This is a genomic window from Bradyrhizobium ingae (assembly GCF_055791185.1).
Genome location: NZ_JBVUBB010000006.1, coordinates 34,817 through 50,422 on the forward strand (window position 1 = coordinate 34,817; position 15,606 = coordinate 50,422).

Consider the following 15,606-nt stretch of genomic DNA (forward strand, 5'->3'; position numbering starts at 1 on the left):
GCGCGGCGCAAGACGCTTTGATAGTTGCGGAGCATCCTTTGCTTCGCACATGTCACACGCCATGCAATTCACGCGTCTTATCGGCCTCATCCTGCTCTGGCTGGCCCCGCTCTCTCTGGCCTTTGTTGCCGCAAACAAGAACGATCCCTATCTGGTCGCGTTGCGCGGCGTGGGAAACATCGCGCTGGTCGTTCTGAGCATCGCGATCGCCGTTACTCTGCTTCGCCGCGGCTATCGGCGGCGGGCCACGGGCAAGCTGCTCATCGCGTTCTGGTGCCTGCCGCCGCTGCTGATGTCGGCGGCACATCTGAGGTTCGAGCTGCGCAAGCATGAGGTCCTGCGCGCGAGCCGCGCGGAAGCGCGCCAGCTCGGACCGCATTTCGTTGTCGGTTATTCGTCGTTTCCCGAGGTTGCGCTTCTGGCCGAGCAGGGTCTGATCGGCGGCATCTACATCACCCGGCACAACATCGGGCGCAGGACGGTCGATGACCTCCGCGCCGAGATTGCGGCTCTGCAGGACAAGCGGCGCGCGGCGGGCTTGCCGCCGCTGATCGTGACTGCCGATCAGGAAGGCGGCATCGTCGGCCATCTCTCGCCGCCGTTGACGAAGGTGCCCGCGCTGGCAACGCTTGCCGAGCTGCCGCCTGAGGCACGCAAGGCCAAGGCGGAGGAGTTCGGCCGCACACATGGGCGCGAACTGGCGTCGCTCGGTGTCAATCTCAACCTCGCGCCGGTGTTGGACCTGAAGCCTCCGGCCAGGCGCAACCGGCTCGATTTCCACACCCTGATCGGGCAGCGCGCCATCGCCAGCGATCCCGCCGTGGTCGGCGAGATCGCGAGCGCCTATGTGCAGGGCCTGGAGTCGTCCGGTGTCGGCGCGACGCTCAAGCATTTCCCGGGCATCGGCCGCGTGCGTACCGACACCCATCATTTCGCCGCCAATCTCGACGCGCCTATCTCGGAGCTGGAAGCGTCCGATTGGCGGCCGTTCAGGGAGGTGCTCGGCCGGTCGCATGCGGCGCTCATGGTCGGCCATGTCACGCTGACGGCAGTCGATCCCGATCGCGCCGCCTCGCATTCAAGGCGCGTCGTCCGGGGCATCCTCCGTGACACCTGGAATTACCAGGGTGTGGTGATGACCGACGATCTCGTAATGGGCGCGATCTACCAGCACGACGTCTGCAAGGCCGTGGTCGAAGCGATCAACGCCGGCGTCGATCTGCTGCTCGTCGCCTATGACGGCGCGCAGTTTTATCGGATCTTTGACTGCGCGCTCGAGGCCGCGCGGCGGCGTGAGCTGGATGCTTCGGCGCTCCGCGCGAGCGAAGTCCGGCTCGGGCGCGTTCTCCCGGCGACGGAACCCTAGCCAACCCCCTACGGCGTGACTGGGCCGCGTGCCACCGCGCGCGGCGCGGTCAGGTCCTTCCAGGTCGAATTCGCGACATGCACCGGCGAGAACGCCGGCCGCTCGATGTAGCGGCCGTCGCCGGCCTCGGCGCGCAGATTTCCATCCTTCCAGGCGATCCGGCCGCGTGAGACCGTTACCGCGGGGCCGCCGGTGCAGGAAAACCCCTCGAACACATTGTAGTCGATACGGCTCATCTGGCGTTTTGCAGTGATCGTCTTGTGCGCTTTGGGATCCCACACGACGAGGTCGGCATCCGAACCGATGGCGACTGCGCCCTTGCGCGGGTAGATGTTGAGGATGCGGGCGATATTGGCCGAGGTCACCGCGACGAACTCTTCCTTCGTCAGCCGCCCGGTCGCAACACCGGCGGTCCACAGCAGGGCCAAGCGGTCTTCGAGTCCGCCGGTGCCGTTCGGGATCTTGCGGAAGTCGTCGCGGCCGAACCGTTTCTGTTCGGTCGTGAAGGCGCAATGGTCGGTCGCAACCACCTGGAGCGAGCCGGATTGCAGGCCGGCCCACAGGCTGTCCTGGTGCGACTTGTCGCGGAACGGCGGCGACATTACGCGCTGCGCGGAATGGTCCCAGTCCTTGCTCGCATATTCGCCGGCATCCAGCAGCAGATGCTGGATCAGCGGCTCGCCATAGACGCGCTTTCCTGCCGCACGCGCCCGCGCGATCGCCTCGTGCGCCTCACGGCAGCTCGTGTGCACGATATAGACCGGCGTTCCCGTCATGTCGGCGATCATGATGGCGCGGTTGGTGGCTTCGCCCTCCACCTCTGGCGGCCGCGAATAGGCATGGCCTTCGGGGCCGGTGATGCCGCGCGCAATCAACGCCTCCTGCATCAGCGCAACGACGTCACCGTTCTCCGCGTGCACCACCGGCATGGCGCCGAGATGGGCGCAGCGCGCGAACGAGTTATAGAGTTCGTCGTCGTTCACCATCAGCGCGCCCTTGTAGGCCATGAAGTGCTTGAAGGTGTTGATGCCGTAGGTTTTGACCACGGTCTCCATCTCGTCGAAAATCTGCTTGGACCATGACGTCACCGCCATGTGGAAGCCGTAGTCGCTGGCCGCCTTCTCGGATTTGCGCCGCCACTCCTGATAGGCTGCGAGCATCGATTGGCCGGGATCGGGCAGGCAGAAGTCCACCACCATGGTGGTGCCGCCGGTCAGCGCCGCCTTGGTGCCGGATTCGAAATCATCGGCCGTGACAGTGCCCATGAACGGCATTTCGAGATGAGTGTGCGGATCGATGCCGCCCGGCAACACGAAGCAGCCGCCGGCGTCGACCGTTTCAGTGCCCGTCGGCGCATCGATCGATGCGCCGACCGCGACGACGATGTCTCCGTCGACCAGCACGTCCGCTCGGCGCGAATGATCGTGATTGACGACGGTGCCGCCGCGGATGAGGAGGGGCATGGGGAACTCCGGGGAAGGGGAGGGGGCAGATGCTGCGTGAAGGCTAAGCTCAGGGGGCGCCATGCGACAGGCGAAATTTTAGTCATTGGCTGGAGCGTTCTTGAGCGTGCAGACGTTCTCGGGAGCGTGTTGCAGGTGCGAACAGGCATCGGAGGCATGTCCAATGCTCCGGCCGCCTGCCCTTGCGATTCCAGCCTCGGCGGAGCAGTCTGAGCATGCGGCGTGAACAACGCTGCCAATAAAGTCTGCCCGAGGAAGCTTCCATGGCGGCGACGCGGATCGATTGCGATGTCCACCCGGCGGTCGGGGGCACCCGCACCACGCTGCTGCGTTATCTCAGCGACCATTGGAAGGAACAGGTGGTGAGCCGCGCGATCGATGGGCTCGATCTCACCAGCTATCCGCCGAGCATGCCGCTCTCCGCCCGCGCCGACTGGCGGCCCTCGAGCGGCGCAAAGCCGGGCTCCGACCTTGCGATGGTGCAGAAGGGTGCGTTCGATCAGCTCGGTGCCAGCCACGCGATCCTCAACGTGCTCTACGGCGCGCAGGCCGTCTACGATCCCTACATGGCCGCGGATTTCTGCAAGGCGATCAACGACTGGATCGCCGCCGAATGGCTGTCGCGCGATCCGCGCCTGCGGGCGTCCATCGTGGTGCCGATGCAGGCCCCGGATCTTGCGATAGAGGAGATCGAGCGGCGCGCCGGCGACAACCGCTTCGTGTCGATCCTCGTGCTGGCGCAGGGTGAGACGCTGCTCGGTCGTCGCCACTTCTGGCCGGTTTACCGGCTTGCCGAGAAGTACCGTCTGCCGCTCGCGATCCACGCCGGCACGCAATATCGCTACGCGCCGAGCTCGGCCGGCTGGCCGTCGCATCGCTACGAATATTACTTCGTCGAGGCTCAGGCCTTTCAGGCCCAGATTCTCAGCCTGATCTATGAGGGCGTATTCGGCAAATTCCCTGATCTCAAGATCGTGCTGATGGAATCAGGTGTGAGCTGGCTGCCCGCGTTCATGTGGCGCGCCAACAAGACCTGGCGCGGCGTGCGCGTCGAGGTGCCCTGGGTCGAGCGCGAGCCGGCCGCGATCATCCGCGACAATGTCCGCGTCACCATGCAGCCGTTCGACGCGCCGGCCGATGCGAAGAGCGTTGAGGAGATCATCGATCAGATCGGCTCCGAGAAAATGTTCCTGTTTGCGTCGGACTATCCGCACTGGCAGTTCGACGGCGATGATCCGATTCCGCCGAACCTGCCAAAGAGCGTCATCGCAAGAATGTGCGTCGACAATCCGCTGGAGACGTTTCCGCGATTGTCGCTCAATTAGTTTCTGGAGGATCGCATGAGCGACGTCATCGACCGCCCGCTGCTCGAGGAAGAAAAGTCTGCCGCGCCGCGGCTGAAGATCATCGATTGCGACATTCATCCAAGCCTTCGCTCGACGAGCGATCTCAACGAGTTCCTGCCGAAACGCTGGCAGCAGCATCTCAAGGAGTATGGCAGCCATCTGCGCACGCCCTATCTTTTCACCACGCCCTATCCACGCTCTTCGCCGCTGATTGCGCGGCGCGATGCCTGGCCGCCGACCGGCGGGCCGCCGGGCTCCGATCTCGCCTTCATGCGCAAGCAGCACCTCGATCTGCTCGACGTCGAGTTCGGCATTCTGCAGGTGCTGGACCTGTTCATCTTCTCGCAGCAGAACCTCGAATTCGGCGCCGCGATCCAGCGTGCCATCAATGACTGGCAGCTTGCGTTCTGGTCACACCGTGATCCTCGATTGAAGGCATCGATCCTGGTCGGGCAGGACAGCACCGACCTTGCGCTCGCCGAAATCGATCGTTGCGCGAAGATCGGGGAGTATATTCAGATCAACGTCTCCCCCCGTGCCAACGAGCCGCTCGGCCGGCGCCGCTACTGGCCGATCTACGAACGTGCGCAGGAACTCGACCTGCCGCTCGGCATCCATGTCGGCGGTTACGGCGGACATGCGCCGACCGGCGGCGGCTGGCCGTCGTATTATGTCGAGGAGCATCAGTCGAACGCGCATACCATCGCGGCACAGCTCGCGAGCCTTGTCATCGAAGGCGTGCCGGAACGCTTTCCCAAGCTGAAGATCGTCTTCATCGAGGGCGGCTTTGGCTGGATCCCGTCGGCGGTGTGGCGCATGGACCAGCACTTCGAGCGTTTCCGCAGCGAGGTTCCGCATCTCAAGCGGAAACCGTCGGAATATGTCCGCGAGAACTTCTGGTTCACGACGCAGCCAATCGACGAGCCCGACGAGGCGCGGCATCTGCGATCACTGATCGAGTGGGTCGGCATCGATCGCCTGCTGTTCTCGTCGGACTATCCGCACTGGGATTTCGACGATCCGCGCTTCGCCTTCAAGACGCCTCTGTCCGATGCCGAGCGGCGGAAGATATTCAACACCAACGCCCGCGCCGTCTACAAATTCTGAGATCGGCATGGCCCGTCATATCGTCGCCCGCACCTCGGAGATTCCGCCCGGCGGCAACAAGGTCGTCGATATTGCCGGCCGCGACATCGTCGTGTTCCACGTCAATGGCGAGTTCTTCGCACTGTTGAACCGCTGCCCTCATGAAGGCGCTCCCCTCCACAAGGCGGCTTGCGTCGCGCGTCTCACTTCACCGGAACCGGGCGTCTACCAGCGCTCGCGCATCGGCGAACTCCTGCGCTGCCCCTGGCATGGCTGGGAATTCGACATGCGCAACGGCCAGTCCTGGTTCGATCCGAGCCGGGTGAAGGTGCGTTCTTATCCGGTCGCGGTTGAGCGTGGCGAGGAGTTGCAGAAGGGTCCGTATGTTGCCGAGACCTTTCCGGTGCATGTTGAAGACAGTTACGTGATTGTTGAGGTCTAACCGGCTTTGCGGATTGTGAATTGAACGCAACTGCGATAAGGCTGCGCGCGCATTCATGGCGGAGATGAGCTTTGTCGAAACAATCCTTGCGCGAGGAGGCCGAGCGCCTGATCCGCGAGACGATGGAAAAGAAGAACATCGTCGTCAAGCAGGGCACCACCCGCATCGAGACGCTCTGCGGCAAGTGCGGCGCACCGAACCGCGTGCAGGCCCCCAAGGGCCAGACCCGTGTCAAGTTCGCCTGCAAGCAATGCGGGCAGCAGCAAGAGACGCTGTAGACGCCGTCGCTTAGTTGCCTTTCACAAACTTCGCAAACGCATCCGCATAATCCGGATGCCAGCGCGACAGCGGCGGCCGGTTCTCGACGATATCGCCTGCCGCCCACAGCATGCGCTTTTCGTCGAGTTCGCGCGGTACGTCATTGTCCGGGCAGAGGATGTAGAAGTCGCCGGCCTCGAGCCGCGTCATCATGAAATCGACCGTTTGTTCCGGCGTCCAGGCGCCGGCCGGTTTTTCGGTGCGGCCGCGCGCGGTGAGCCCCGTGAAGACGAAGCCGGGGATCAGGAGGTGCGCCGTGATGCGGCAATCCCTGGTGTTGCGCAATTCATGCTGGAGCGCCTCGGTGAACGCCTTCACGCCGGCCTTGGAGACGTTGTAGGCGGGGTCACCCGGCGGCGTAGTGATGCCCTGCTTCGATCCGGTGTTGATGATGAGGCCGGCCTTGCCGCGCGCGATCATGTTGGACGCAAAGATGCGCGAGCCGTGGACGATGCCCCACATGTTGACCGCGATGATGCGCTGCCAATCGTCGGGCTCGCCGAACATCGTGCTGCCCGGCTGAATGCCGGCATTGTTCATCAGCACGTCCGTTCCGCCGAACCGTTTCTGCACAGCGGCTTCCAGTTCCGTCAGGCTCTCCTGCCGGCTGACATCGACAACGGCAGCCATCACATGATCGGCGCCGCCCGGTGCGATCGATGACAGTTTTGTTTCGGCCTGCGTCAACTGTACCGAATCCACGTCTGCGATGCAGACCTTCATGCCGCGCCTTGCAAGCTGTTCCGCGGCGGCGAGACCGATTCCGGACGCGCCACCCGTTATCACGGCAACGTTATTGGCTGATAGGGCAGGGTGCGGCATGGAAATACTCCGGATCACGGCAGGCGGGGCGAGAGCAGGCGCGATCTATAGCACGGCAATCCTGCAACCATGCACAAGTCGGCATGGGAGGTCTTCGTTCCGCGCCGGCTTTACGCCGATTCGGCACCGCTGTATTTTGTTCGACCTAACGATCCCGCCCAGATCGAACCCAATCAAGTCAGTCAGAGGGAGTGCAGCCATGGCTGTGTCGCAGGCTATTCCGATCACGCGCCATCCGTTCGCCAACGGGTCCTACAAGCAGATGCTCATCGACGGCAAATGGGTCGATGCGGCCTCAGGCAAGCGCTTCGAAACCCGCAACCCCGCGACCGGTGAGTTGCTCGCAACCGTCGCCGAGGGCGACAAGGAGGACATCGATCGGGCCGTTGCGGCCGCGCGCCGCGCGTTCGAGGGGCCATGGAGCAAGGTCAAGCCGTTCGAGCGGCAGAACCTGCTGCTCAAGCTCGCCGAGCTCATCGAGAAGAATTTTGATGAACTGGCACAGCTCGACACGCTCGACATGGGCGCGCCCGTCAGCCGCACCCGCTCCTACAAGCTGCGCGTGCTCGGCATGCTCCGCTACTATGCGGGGCAGACGACCGCGATCCATGGCGAGACCATCGAGAACTCGCTGCCGGGCGAGATCTTCTCCTACACGCTGAAGGAGCCGGTCGGCGTCGTCGGCGCCATCATTCCCTGGAACGGCCCGTTCACCGCGACGATCTGGAAGATCGGACCTGCGATCGCAACCGGCTGCACCGTGGTGCTGAAGCCTGCGGAGGAGGCGCCGCTGACCTCGCTCCGGATCGCCGAGCTTGCGCTGGAGGCAGGCGTGCCGCCCGGCGTCATCAACGTCGTGCCGGGCTATGGCGAAACCGCGGGTGCGGCGCTCGCCTCGCACCACGACGTCGATAAGGTCGCCTTCACCGGCTCGCACATCACGGGTCAGTCGATCATCCGCGCCTCGGCCGGCAATCTGAAGCGCGTCTCGCTCGAGCTCGGTGGCAAGTCGCCGGACATCGTGTTTGCCGACGCTGATCTCGACGCCGCCGTGCCGGGCGCTGCGATGGCGGTGTTCGCCAACTCCGGGCAGATCTGCAGTGCCGGCACGCGATTGTTCGTCGAGCAGGCGATCTACGACGAATTCGTCGGTCGCGTCGCCGAGTTCGGCAAGAAGCTGCAGGTCGGCAACGGTCTCGATCCCAACACCCAGATCGGCCCGCTGGTCTCCGAACAGCAGCTCGAGCGCGTCACCGGATATCTCGATGTCGGCCAGAAGGAAGGCGCCAAGGCGCTGGCCGGTGGTGGCCGCGTCACCGAAGGTGCGCTTGCCAAAGGCTACTTCGTTTCGCCAACCGTGTTCGCCGGTGTCCAGGACGACATGCGCATCGCGCAGGAGGAGATTTTTGGTCCCGTGATCTCCGCGATCGCCTTCAAGGATATGGACGAGCTCGTCAAGCGCGCCAATGCGACGATGTTCGGCCTCGGCTCAGGCCTGTGGACGCGTGACGTCAGCAAGGCCCATCATGTTGCCAGGTCGCTGCGGGCCGGATCGGTCTGGGTCAATTGCTACCAGGCGATGGACCCGGCCGTGCCCTTCGGCGGCTACAAGATGAGCGGCTATGGCCGCGAGTCCGGCAAGCAGCACGTCGAGGAGTATCTCAACGTCAAGGCCGTCTGGATCAAGACGATGTAATGCTCTTTCCGTCCGGCATCTCGTGGGACGGAAAATTCCATTTGCAGAGGCGGCATTTTTTCTGGTGGCCGCCCCTCGCTATATGATCTCTATCCTTCCATTACCATTTGGGGCCAGCATGAAATTCCCGGCGTTGTTTCGACCGTTGCAGGTCGGTCCGTACAAGCTTGCGCATCGTGTCGCGATGGCGCCGTTGACGCGCATGCGGGCCGAGCGTGAGAGCTTTGCGCCGCGGCCGCTCAACGCCGAATATTACGGCCAGCGTGCCACGCCTGGTGGCCTCATCATCGCCGAAGCCTCGCCCGTGCTCTCGCACGGCCGCGGCAATCCGGCTACGCCGGGCATCTATTCGGATGCGCAAGTGGCCGGCTGGCGCAAGGTCGTCGATGCCGTGCATGCCAAGGGCGGCATCATCTTCCTCCAGCTCTGGCACGTCGGCCGCGTCTCGCATTCCTCGTTCCATGGCGGTGAGCTGCCGGTCGCGCCCTCCGCGATCGCGATCAACGCCGAGGGCATGAAGGCGATGACCGCCGACGGCAAGATCGCCGATTATGAGACGCCGCGCGCGCTCGAAACCGAAGAGGTCAAGGGCATCGTCGAGGCATTCCGGCAAGCCGCGAAGAACGCGCTCGCCGCGGGCTTCGACGGCGTCGAGATTCATGGCGCCAACGGCTATCTGCTCGAGCAGTTCTTGCAGTCACACAGCAACCAGCGCACCGATGAATATGGCGGCGGAATCGAGAACCGCGCGCGGCTGCTGCTGGAGGTCACGCAGGCCGCGATCGACGTTTGGGGCGCGAATCGCGTCGGCGTGCGGCTGTCGCCCTACGGCATCGCCAATGATTCCGGCGAGCCGGATCCGATGCCGCTCTATACGCATGTCGTGAAGGCGCTCGACAAGCTTGGGCTCGCCTATCTTCATGTCATCGAGCCGCGTTCCAGCGGCGCCGGTCGCGCCGACGTCAACTGGCAGAACGTGCCGTCGGCGATGATGCTGTTCCGACCGCTCTATGGTGGTATCCTGATTGCAGCCGGCGGCTTCACCGGCGAGACGGCGAATGCCGCGATCGCCGACGGCCACGCGGACCTCATCGCCTTCGGTCGCATCTTCATCTCCAACCCCGATCTGACGCGCCGCCTGCAGCACGACTATCCCGTCACGCCCTACAACCGCGCGACGTTCTACGGCGGCGAGGAGAAAGGGTACACGGATTATCCTGTGTATGATGAGCTGACGCCGGCGTAACCCTCTTTCGTCATTCCGGGGCGACGCCCGGAATCCATTTCTCCGCTTGGATATGTCGTCCGATGGATTCCGGGCTCGCGACTTCGTCGCGCCCCGGAATGACAGGCTTGATTTGCTGCGCGACTATCAACACAATTTCCGTCGTTGCGAGCGCAGCGAAGCAATCCAGAGGTTTTCCGCGGATCCGTTCCTGGATTGCTTCGCCGCGCTCGCAATGACGATGAGGAAGCACCATGGCCAAAGCCGCAGTCGCCGCAGGAACCGCCACCGGCCAATGCCTGTGCGGCAAGGTCACCTTCGAGATCGACGTCCCCGCGCGCTGGGCCTGGCACGATCATTCCGCAGCCAGCCGCCGCGCGCATGGCGCGGCCTATGCGACCTACGTCGGAAGCTGGAAGAAGCGCTTTCGCGTCACGTCGGGGAAGACTGCGATCACCCGCTATGAGGACAAGGCGACCAAGACCGCGCGCAGCTTCTGCTCGCATTGCGGCACGCCGATCGCTTATGAGCGTCCGCGCGGTCCGCACATGGTCAACATTCCCCGGGCGCTCTTCAACGAGCGCACCGGCCGCCAGCCGCTCTATCACATCGCGATCGAAGAGCTCCAGGAATGGGCCTATACCGGCGAGCCGCTGGTGCCGCTGAAAGGGTTTCCCGGCGTGGTCTGGCAGCGTTCGAAAAAGAAGAAGCGCGCTGGTGGTGAGGATCCGTTCGAGCTTGGCCGCGAGGAGATGTAGCACACTCCACTCTCTTCCCCCGGACGCAGTGCGGCGCGAAGTGCCGCCCTGCTTCGTGCTGCGCCGCGTCCGGGACACGAAAGCGAAAGTTTTCCGCTTCCACGCAACGCTGCCATGACCGCGCTCCATTTGCGCGCGCCCTCCGACTTCGGTCATCATGCTCCGACCTGCGGCAATGTCCGTGAGGCTCGGAGGCAATATGAAGAACCGCATCGCCGGGCGCTCGGCCTTTCTCGCGCTGCTCAAGGACGAAGGCGTCACGCATCTGTTCGGCAATCCCGGCACCACCGAATTGCCGATCATGCATGCGCTGAAGGATCATCCTGATCTCACTTATGTGATGGCGATGCAGGAGAGCCTGGTGGTTGCGATCGCCGACGGGTTCAGTCGCTCCTCCGGGAAACTCGTCGCCTGCAACGTTCATGTCGCGCCCGGCCTCGGAAACGCGATGGGCTCGCTCTACAACGCGCAGTTTACGGGCACGCCGATGATTTTGACCGCGGGCCAGCAGGAGCAGGGCCACGGCCTGATGGAGCCGGTGCTCTATGGCCCGCTGGTGCGGATGGCCGAGCCTCTGGTGAAATGGGCAGTGGAGGTGACACAGCTGGAGGACCTGCCGCGCATCGTGCGCCGCGCCGCGAAAGTTGCGACCACGCCGCCCACGGGGCCGGTGTTCATTTCGTTGCCCGGCGATATCCTCAACAGCGAAGCTGGTATTGATCTTGGCCGTTCCACCCGCATCGATGCGCGCACAAGGCCGTCCGATGAGGCGTTGAAGGCATTCGCGGAGCGGCTCCTTAAGGCCGAGCGTCCCGTCATCGTTACGATGGATGAGGTGGTCAAGAGCGACGCACTGAAGGAAGCCGCCGAGCTTGCGGAGATGCTCGGCGCCGCCGCCTATCAATCCTCCACCGCCTATGGCGCGCATTTTCTCTCCGAGAGCCCGAGCTTCGTCAGCACGCTTGCGCGCCTCCAGAAGGTGGCGCGCGATACGCTTGCGCCTTACGATCTGCTGGTCGCGCTGGGCGGCGATCCGTTGCGGATGTCGGTCCATAGCGAGGTCGATCCGCTGCCCGATGGACTCCCCATCGTGCAGGTCGGCCTCGTCGATTGGGAGATCGCCAAGAATTTTGGCGCGGACATCGCGCTCAAGGCTGACGTGAAGGAAACGCTGCGCGCGCTGATCCCAATGCTCAAGGAGATGGGCGGCTCTGCACTGGAGCGGCGTGCGAGGGAACGTCTCGCCGAGCTTGCGCCGAAGAACTGGACCGCGCGCCGAGCCCCGCTGGTCGACAAGATCACGAAGGCAAGGGACCGCACGCCGATCGATCCCGACTGGCTGACGCTGCAGATGATCGAAGCGATGCCTGACAACGCCATCCTCGTCGATGAAGGCCTCACCTCCGGCCGTCAGATCACGAGCCTGCGTCCGCATCGCGATCGCTACGGCTATCACGGCCTCGCTTCCGGAGGCATCGGCTGGGGCCTGCCGGCCTCCGTCGGCGTCAGCCTGGCCAGCCCCACGCGGCCGGTGGTCTGCTTCTCCGGCGATGGCAGCGCAATGTACTCGATCCAGGCGCTTTGGACCGCGGCCCACCACAAGCTGCCGCTGACGATCGTGATCGCCAACAATGGCGGCTACCGCATCATCAAGCAGCGCCTGCTGGCCTTCCACGGCGATGACAATTATGTCGGCATGGATTTCGTCGACCCGCCCGTGGATTTTGTAGGGATCGCGCGGTCATTGAGATGCGAGGCGATCAAGGTGAGTGATCCTGGCGAGTTGAAGTCAACGCTGTCGTCCGCCTTTAACCGCCCCGGTACCAAGCTGATCGAGGTGATGGTGGACGGGAAGGTGTAAGGTACGAGGCTTCCCCATTGTCGTCCTGGCGAAAGCCAGGACTCATACCGCGTGATCTCTGCGATGGGCAGGATGCTGGTGGCTCTTGCCTTCGCCGAACAAAGTCCTGGGGTAATCGCGACGAGCTCAGGCGCTCGCGCGGGGGTCCTGGCTTTCGCCAGGACGGCAGTGAGGCAAAAACTCGAAAAACAACCCCATGCAAAGTAGCCGGTCTACCCCTTCCGCCCGACCCGGTACCCCGCCGCCGGGTGCGGCCCGGTGAGCCGGGCGCGGCCGGGGCCGAACAGTTTTTCCCGCAGCGTGCCCTTGGCGTACTCCGCCTTGTAGCGTCCGCGCCGGGTCAACTCCGGCACCAGCATGTCGGCGATATCCTCGAAATCGCCGGGCGAGATCGCAAACGCCACGTTCAGCCCGTCGACGTCGGTGGCCTCGAACCATTCCTCGATCTTGTCTGCGACCATCTCCGGCGTTCCCACCACGACCGGGCCGGCGCCGCCAACGCCGACATGTTCGATGACGTCGCGCACGGTCCAGACGCGATCGGGATCGGCGCGTGTGACGTTGTCCAGCGCGCTGCGGCCGGCATCGTTCTGCACGTGACGGACCTGCTGATCGAGCTCGTAACCGGAGAAATCGACGCCGGTCCAACCGGACATCAGGGCCAGTGCGCCTTCGGGGCTGATGTGACGGCGGTAGTCGGCGTATTTCTCCTTCGCCTCTGTCTCGGTCCGTCCGAGGATCAGCGTCATCATCGAGAACATCAGGATCTCGGCAGGGTTGCGCCCGAGCGCGGCCGCCTCTTGCCGGATCGCGGACACGCGCGGTGCGATCACCTTGGAGGACGGCCCCGACATGAACACGCATTCGGCATGCTGGGCCGCGAACCGTCGTCCGCGTGGCGAGGTGCCGGCCTGATACAGCACAGGCGTGCGCTGCGGTGACGGCTCGCTCAGATGAATCGTGTTGTTGAGCCGGAAATTCTGGCCCTCATGCGTGACGCGATGAACCTTTGCCGGATCGGTGAAGATGCCGCGCGTGCGATCGCGCAGCACTGCATCGTCCTCCCAGCTTCCTTCCCAGAGCTTGTAGACCACCTCCATATATTCGTCGGCGATGTCGTAGCGATCGTCATGCGCGGTCTGCTTGTCCTTGCCGGCGCCGCGCGCGGCGCTATCGAGATAGCCGGTGACGACGTTCCAGCCGACCCGCCCTTCGGTGAGATGATCGAGCGTCGACATCCGTCGCGCGAAGGGATAGGGCGGCTCGAAGGAGAGGTTGGAGGTGACGCCAAAACCAAGATTCTGCGTCACCGCGGCCATCGCCGAGAGCAGCAGCAACGGCTCGTTCGATGGCGTCTGCGCGGCGTTGCGCAGCGCGGCATCGGGGCTGTTGCCATAGACGTCGTAGACGCCGAGCACGTCGGCCAGGAACAATCCGTCGAAGCGGCCGCGCTCCAGCGTCTTCGCCAGATCGATCCAATAGGGCAGGCGATTGTATTCGGCGGTGCGATCGCGCGGATGGGTCCACAGGCCCGGCGATTGATGCGCGACGCAATTCATCGCAAATGCGTTGAGCCGGATTTCCTTTGCCATGCTTGTCCCTCGGCGCCACTATCCCCGGACTTGCCGCGATGCTATCGGTGCCGGACAATTGGCCAAGTTCTTGCATCCGGCTTGCTCTCGGCAAGGGCCAAATTCAAGAAGCTCCGGCCGTCGGCAAGAGTCAATTGCCAACTCCCGCCCCTTCCGAAACACGGCGTATCTCGCTACGCTTGTTCCAAATCCAGGCTTGAAAAAGAACGAAATGACCAGAGCCGACGCCATCGCCCGCGCCCGTGAGGATTTCTCATCCGGGGCGTTTCTCGCTGAACTCGACCGCCGCGTCGCTTATCGCACCGAGAGCCAGAACGGCTCGCGCGGCGCCGAGCTGCGCGCCTATCTGGAACAGGAGATGAAACCCGCCTTCGCTGCGCTCGACTTCGAAAGCCGGCTGGTGGAATCGCCGAGCGGCAAGGCGCCGTTCCTGATTGCCGAGCATATCGAAAGCGCGTCCGCGCCGACGGTGCTGATCTATGGCCATGGCGACGTCGTCGACGGCATGGAGGGCGAGTGGCGCGACAATCGCGATCCCTGGCGCACGACGACATCGGGCAATCGCGTCTACGGCCGCGGCACCGCCGACAACAAGGGCCAGCACAGCATCAACTTGGCCGCACTCCGCGCGGTGCGCGCTGCGCGCGGCGGCAAGCTCGGCTTCAACGCCAAGTTCATCGTCGAGATGGGTGAGGAGATCGGCTCGCCGGATCTCGGCAAGGTCTGCGATCTCAATCGCGACGCGCTGAAGGCCGATCTCTTCATGGCCTCCGATGGGCCGCGGCTGTCCGCGGACCGCCCGACGCTGTTCCTCGGCTGCCGCGGCGGCATTCGCATCCATCTCGACGTCAACTTGCGCGATGGCGGACATCACTCCGGTAATTGGGGCGGCGTGCTTGCCAACCCCGCAACCATTTTGGCGAACGCGATTTCGACACTGGTCGACGGTCACGGTCGTCTCCAGCTCGATGCCTTGAAGCCGCCGCGGCTGACCAACCAGATCCGCAGCTTCCTTGCGGACGTGAAGGTCGAACCGACCGCGGACGAGCCCGCGCTCGCGGAGAACTGGGGCGAGGACGGATTGTCCGCCGCCGAACGGCTCTACGCCTGGAACACGCTCGAAGTGCTGGCGATGTCGTCGGGCAATGTCGAGAAGCCCGCGAACGCGATCCCGGGCAATGCCAATGCGGTGCTGCAACTGCGTTTCGTGGTCGGCACTGGGATCGACGGCCTCATTGAGGCCATCCGCGCCCATCTCGTCGCAAAGGGCTTCCCGATGGTCGAGGTGCGCGCGGCGCAGAGCTTCGCGGCCTCACGCACCGATTTCGATAGCCCCTGGATCAAATGGGCCGCGAACTCCGTGCAGGCGACCACCGGCAAGGCGCCGGCGATCCTGCCGAATTTCGGCGGCTCATTGCCGAACGACGTGTTCTCCGAGATTTTGGGCCTGCCGACGATCTGGGTGCCGCATTCCTATCCCGGCTGTTCCCAGCATGCGCCAAACGAGCACATCCTGCTGCCATTGACCGAAGAGGCGCTGACTGTCATGGCCGGCCTGTTCTGGGACCTCGGGGAGCTACCCCGTCCGCTCGGCTAGGTGAAGGGCTCCGAAAGTCACATTCTAATCCGGC

Annotated in this window: 14 protein-coding genes; 10 read left to right on the forward strand and 4 right to left on the reverse strand. The window is 64.0% G+C overall.

The window, feature by feature from the left end:
• Positions 1-61: 61 nt before the first annotated feature.
• Entirely contained in the window at positions 62-1,366 is a 1,305-nt protein-coding gene (locus ACV1FX_RS11175; RefSeq protein ID WP_473117613.1) for a glycoside hydrolase family 3 N-terminal domain-containing protein, read from the forward strand.
• An 8-nt stretch (positions 1,367-1,374) separates the two neighbouring features.
• Here the strand turns inward: ACV1FX_RS11175 and hydA are convergent, their stop codons facing one another.
• Entirely contained in the window at positions 1,375-2,829 is a 1,455-nt protein-coding gene (hydA, locus tag ACV1FX_RS11180; RefSeq protein ID WP_473117614.1) for a dihydropyrimidinase, read from the reverse strand.
• Positions 2,830-3,092: 263 nt separating this feature from the next.
• Here hydA and ACV1FX_RS11185 point away from each other — a divergent pair, with 263 nt between their 5' ends.
• The 4 genes from ACV1FX_RS11185 (at position 3,093) to ACV1FX_RS11200 (ending at position 5,981) form a co-directional block, all read left to right on the forward strand.
• On the forward strand, positions 3,093-4,154 hold the full coding sequence (locus ACV1FX_RS11185) for an amidohydrolase family protein (protein WP_473117615.1): 1,062 nt from the start codon (positions 3,093-3,095) through the stop codon (positions 4,152-4,154).
• Between the two features lie 15 nt (positions 4,155-4,169).
• On the forward strand, positions 4,170-5,282 hold the full coding sequence (locus ACV1FX_RS11190; protein WP_473117616.1) for an amidohydrolase family protein: 1,113 nt from the start codon (positions 4,170-4,172) through the stop codon (positions 5,280-5,282).
• A gap of 7 nt (positions 5,283-5,289) precedes the next feature.
• Positions 5,290-5,703 (forward strand): Rieske (2Fe-2S) protein, encoded by a 414-nt coding sequence (locus tag ACV1FX_RS11195; RefSeq protein WP_473117617.1) that lies wholly within the window; start codon positions 5,290-5,292, stop codon positions 5,701-5,703.
• A gap of 71 nt (positions 5,704-5,774) precedes the next feature.
• A complete protein-coding gene (locus ACV1FX_RS11200; RefSeq protein ID WP_449377513.1) occupies positions 5,775-5,981 on the forward strand; it encodes a hypothetical protein in 207 nt (68 codons plus the stop codon).
• 10 nt (positions 5,982-5,991) lie between these two features.
• On the opposite strand, the gene ACV1FX_RS11205 is transcribed toward ACV1FX_RS11200, so the two are convergent.
• Entirely contained in the window at positions 5,992-6,843 is an 852-nt protein-coding gene (locus ACV1FX_RS11205; protein WP_473117618.1) for an SDR family NAD(P)-dependent oxidoreductase, read from the reverse strand.
• 199 nt (positions 6,844-7,042) lie between these two features.
• Between ACV1FX_RS11205 and ACV1FX_RS11210 the strand changes: the two genes are divergently transcribed.
• Positions 7,043-8,539 (forward strand): aldehyde dehydrogenase family protein, encoded by a 1,497-nt coding sequence (locus ACV1FX_RS11210; protein WP_473117619.1) that lies wholly within the window; start codon positions 7,043-7,045, stop codon positions 8,537-8,539.
• A gap of 118 nt (positions 8,540-8,657) precedes the next feature.
• Entirely contained in the window at positions 8,658-9,785 is a 1,128-nt protein-coding gene (locus tag ACV1FX_RS11215) for an alkene reductase (protein ID WP_473117620.1), read from the forward strand.
• 10 nt (positions 9,786-9,795) lie between these two features.
• Here the strand turns inward: ACV1FX_RS11215 and ACV1FX_RS11220 are convergent, their stop codons facing one another.
• A complete protein-coding gene (locus tag ACV1FX_RS11220) occupies positions 9,796-10,020 on the reverse strand; it encodes a hypothetical protein (protein WP_473117621.1) in 225 nt (74 codons plus the stop codon).
• Between ACV1FX_RS11220 and ACV1FX_RS11225 the strand changes: the two genes are divergently transcribed.
• Positions 10,019-10,522, forward strand: coding sequence for a GFA family protein (locus ACV1FX_RS11225; protein ID WP_473117622.1), 504 nt, complete (start codon positions 10,019-10,021; stop codon positions 10,520-10,522). The genes ACV1FX_RS11220 and ACV1FX_RS11225 overlap by 2 nt on opposite strands.
• Positions 10,523-10,721: 199 nt before the next feature.
• Positions 10,722-12,383, forward strand: a complete 1,662-nt coding sequence (locus tag ACV1FX_RS11230) for a thiamine pyrophosphate-binding protein (protein WP_473117623.1) — start codon at positions 10,722-10,724, stop codon at positions 12,381-12,383.
• 212 nt (positions 12,384-12,595) lie between these two features.
• On the opposite strand, the gene ACV1FX_RS11235 is transcribed toward ACV1FX_RS11230, so the two are convergent.
• Positions 12,596-13,975 (reverse strand): LLM class flavin-dependent oxidoreductase, encoded by a 1,380-nt coding sequence (locus tag ACV1FX_RS11235; protein WP_473117624.1) that lies wholly within the window; start codon positions 13,973-13,975, stop codon positions 12,596-12,598.
• A gap of 211 nt (positions 13,976-14,186) precedes the next feature.
• On the opposite strand from ACV1FX_RS11235, the gene ACV1FX_RS11240 reads away from it, so the two are divergent.
• The gene (locus ACV1FX_RS11240) at positions 14,187-15,572 is read left to right on the forward strand and encodes a M20 family metallopeptidase (protein ID WP_473117625.1); all 1,386 of its coding nucleotides are present in this window, start codon (positions 14,187-14,189) and stop codon (positions 15,570-15,572) included.
• Positions 15,573-15,606 lie beyond the last annotated feature (34 nt).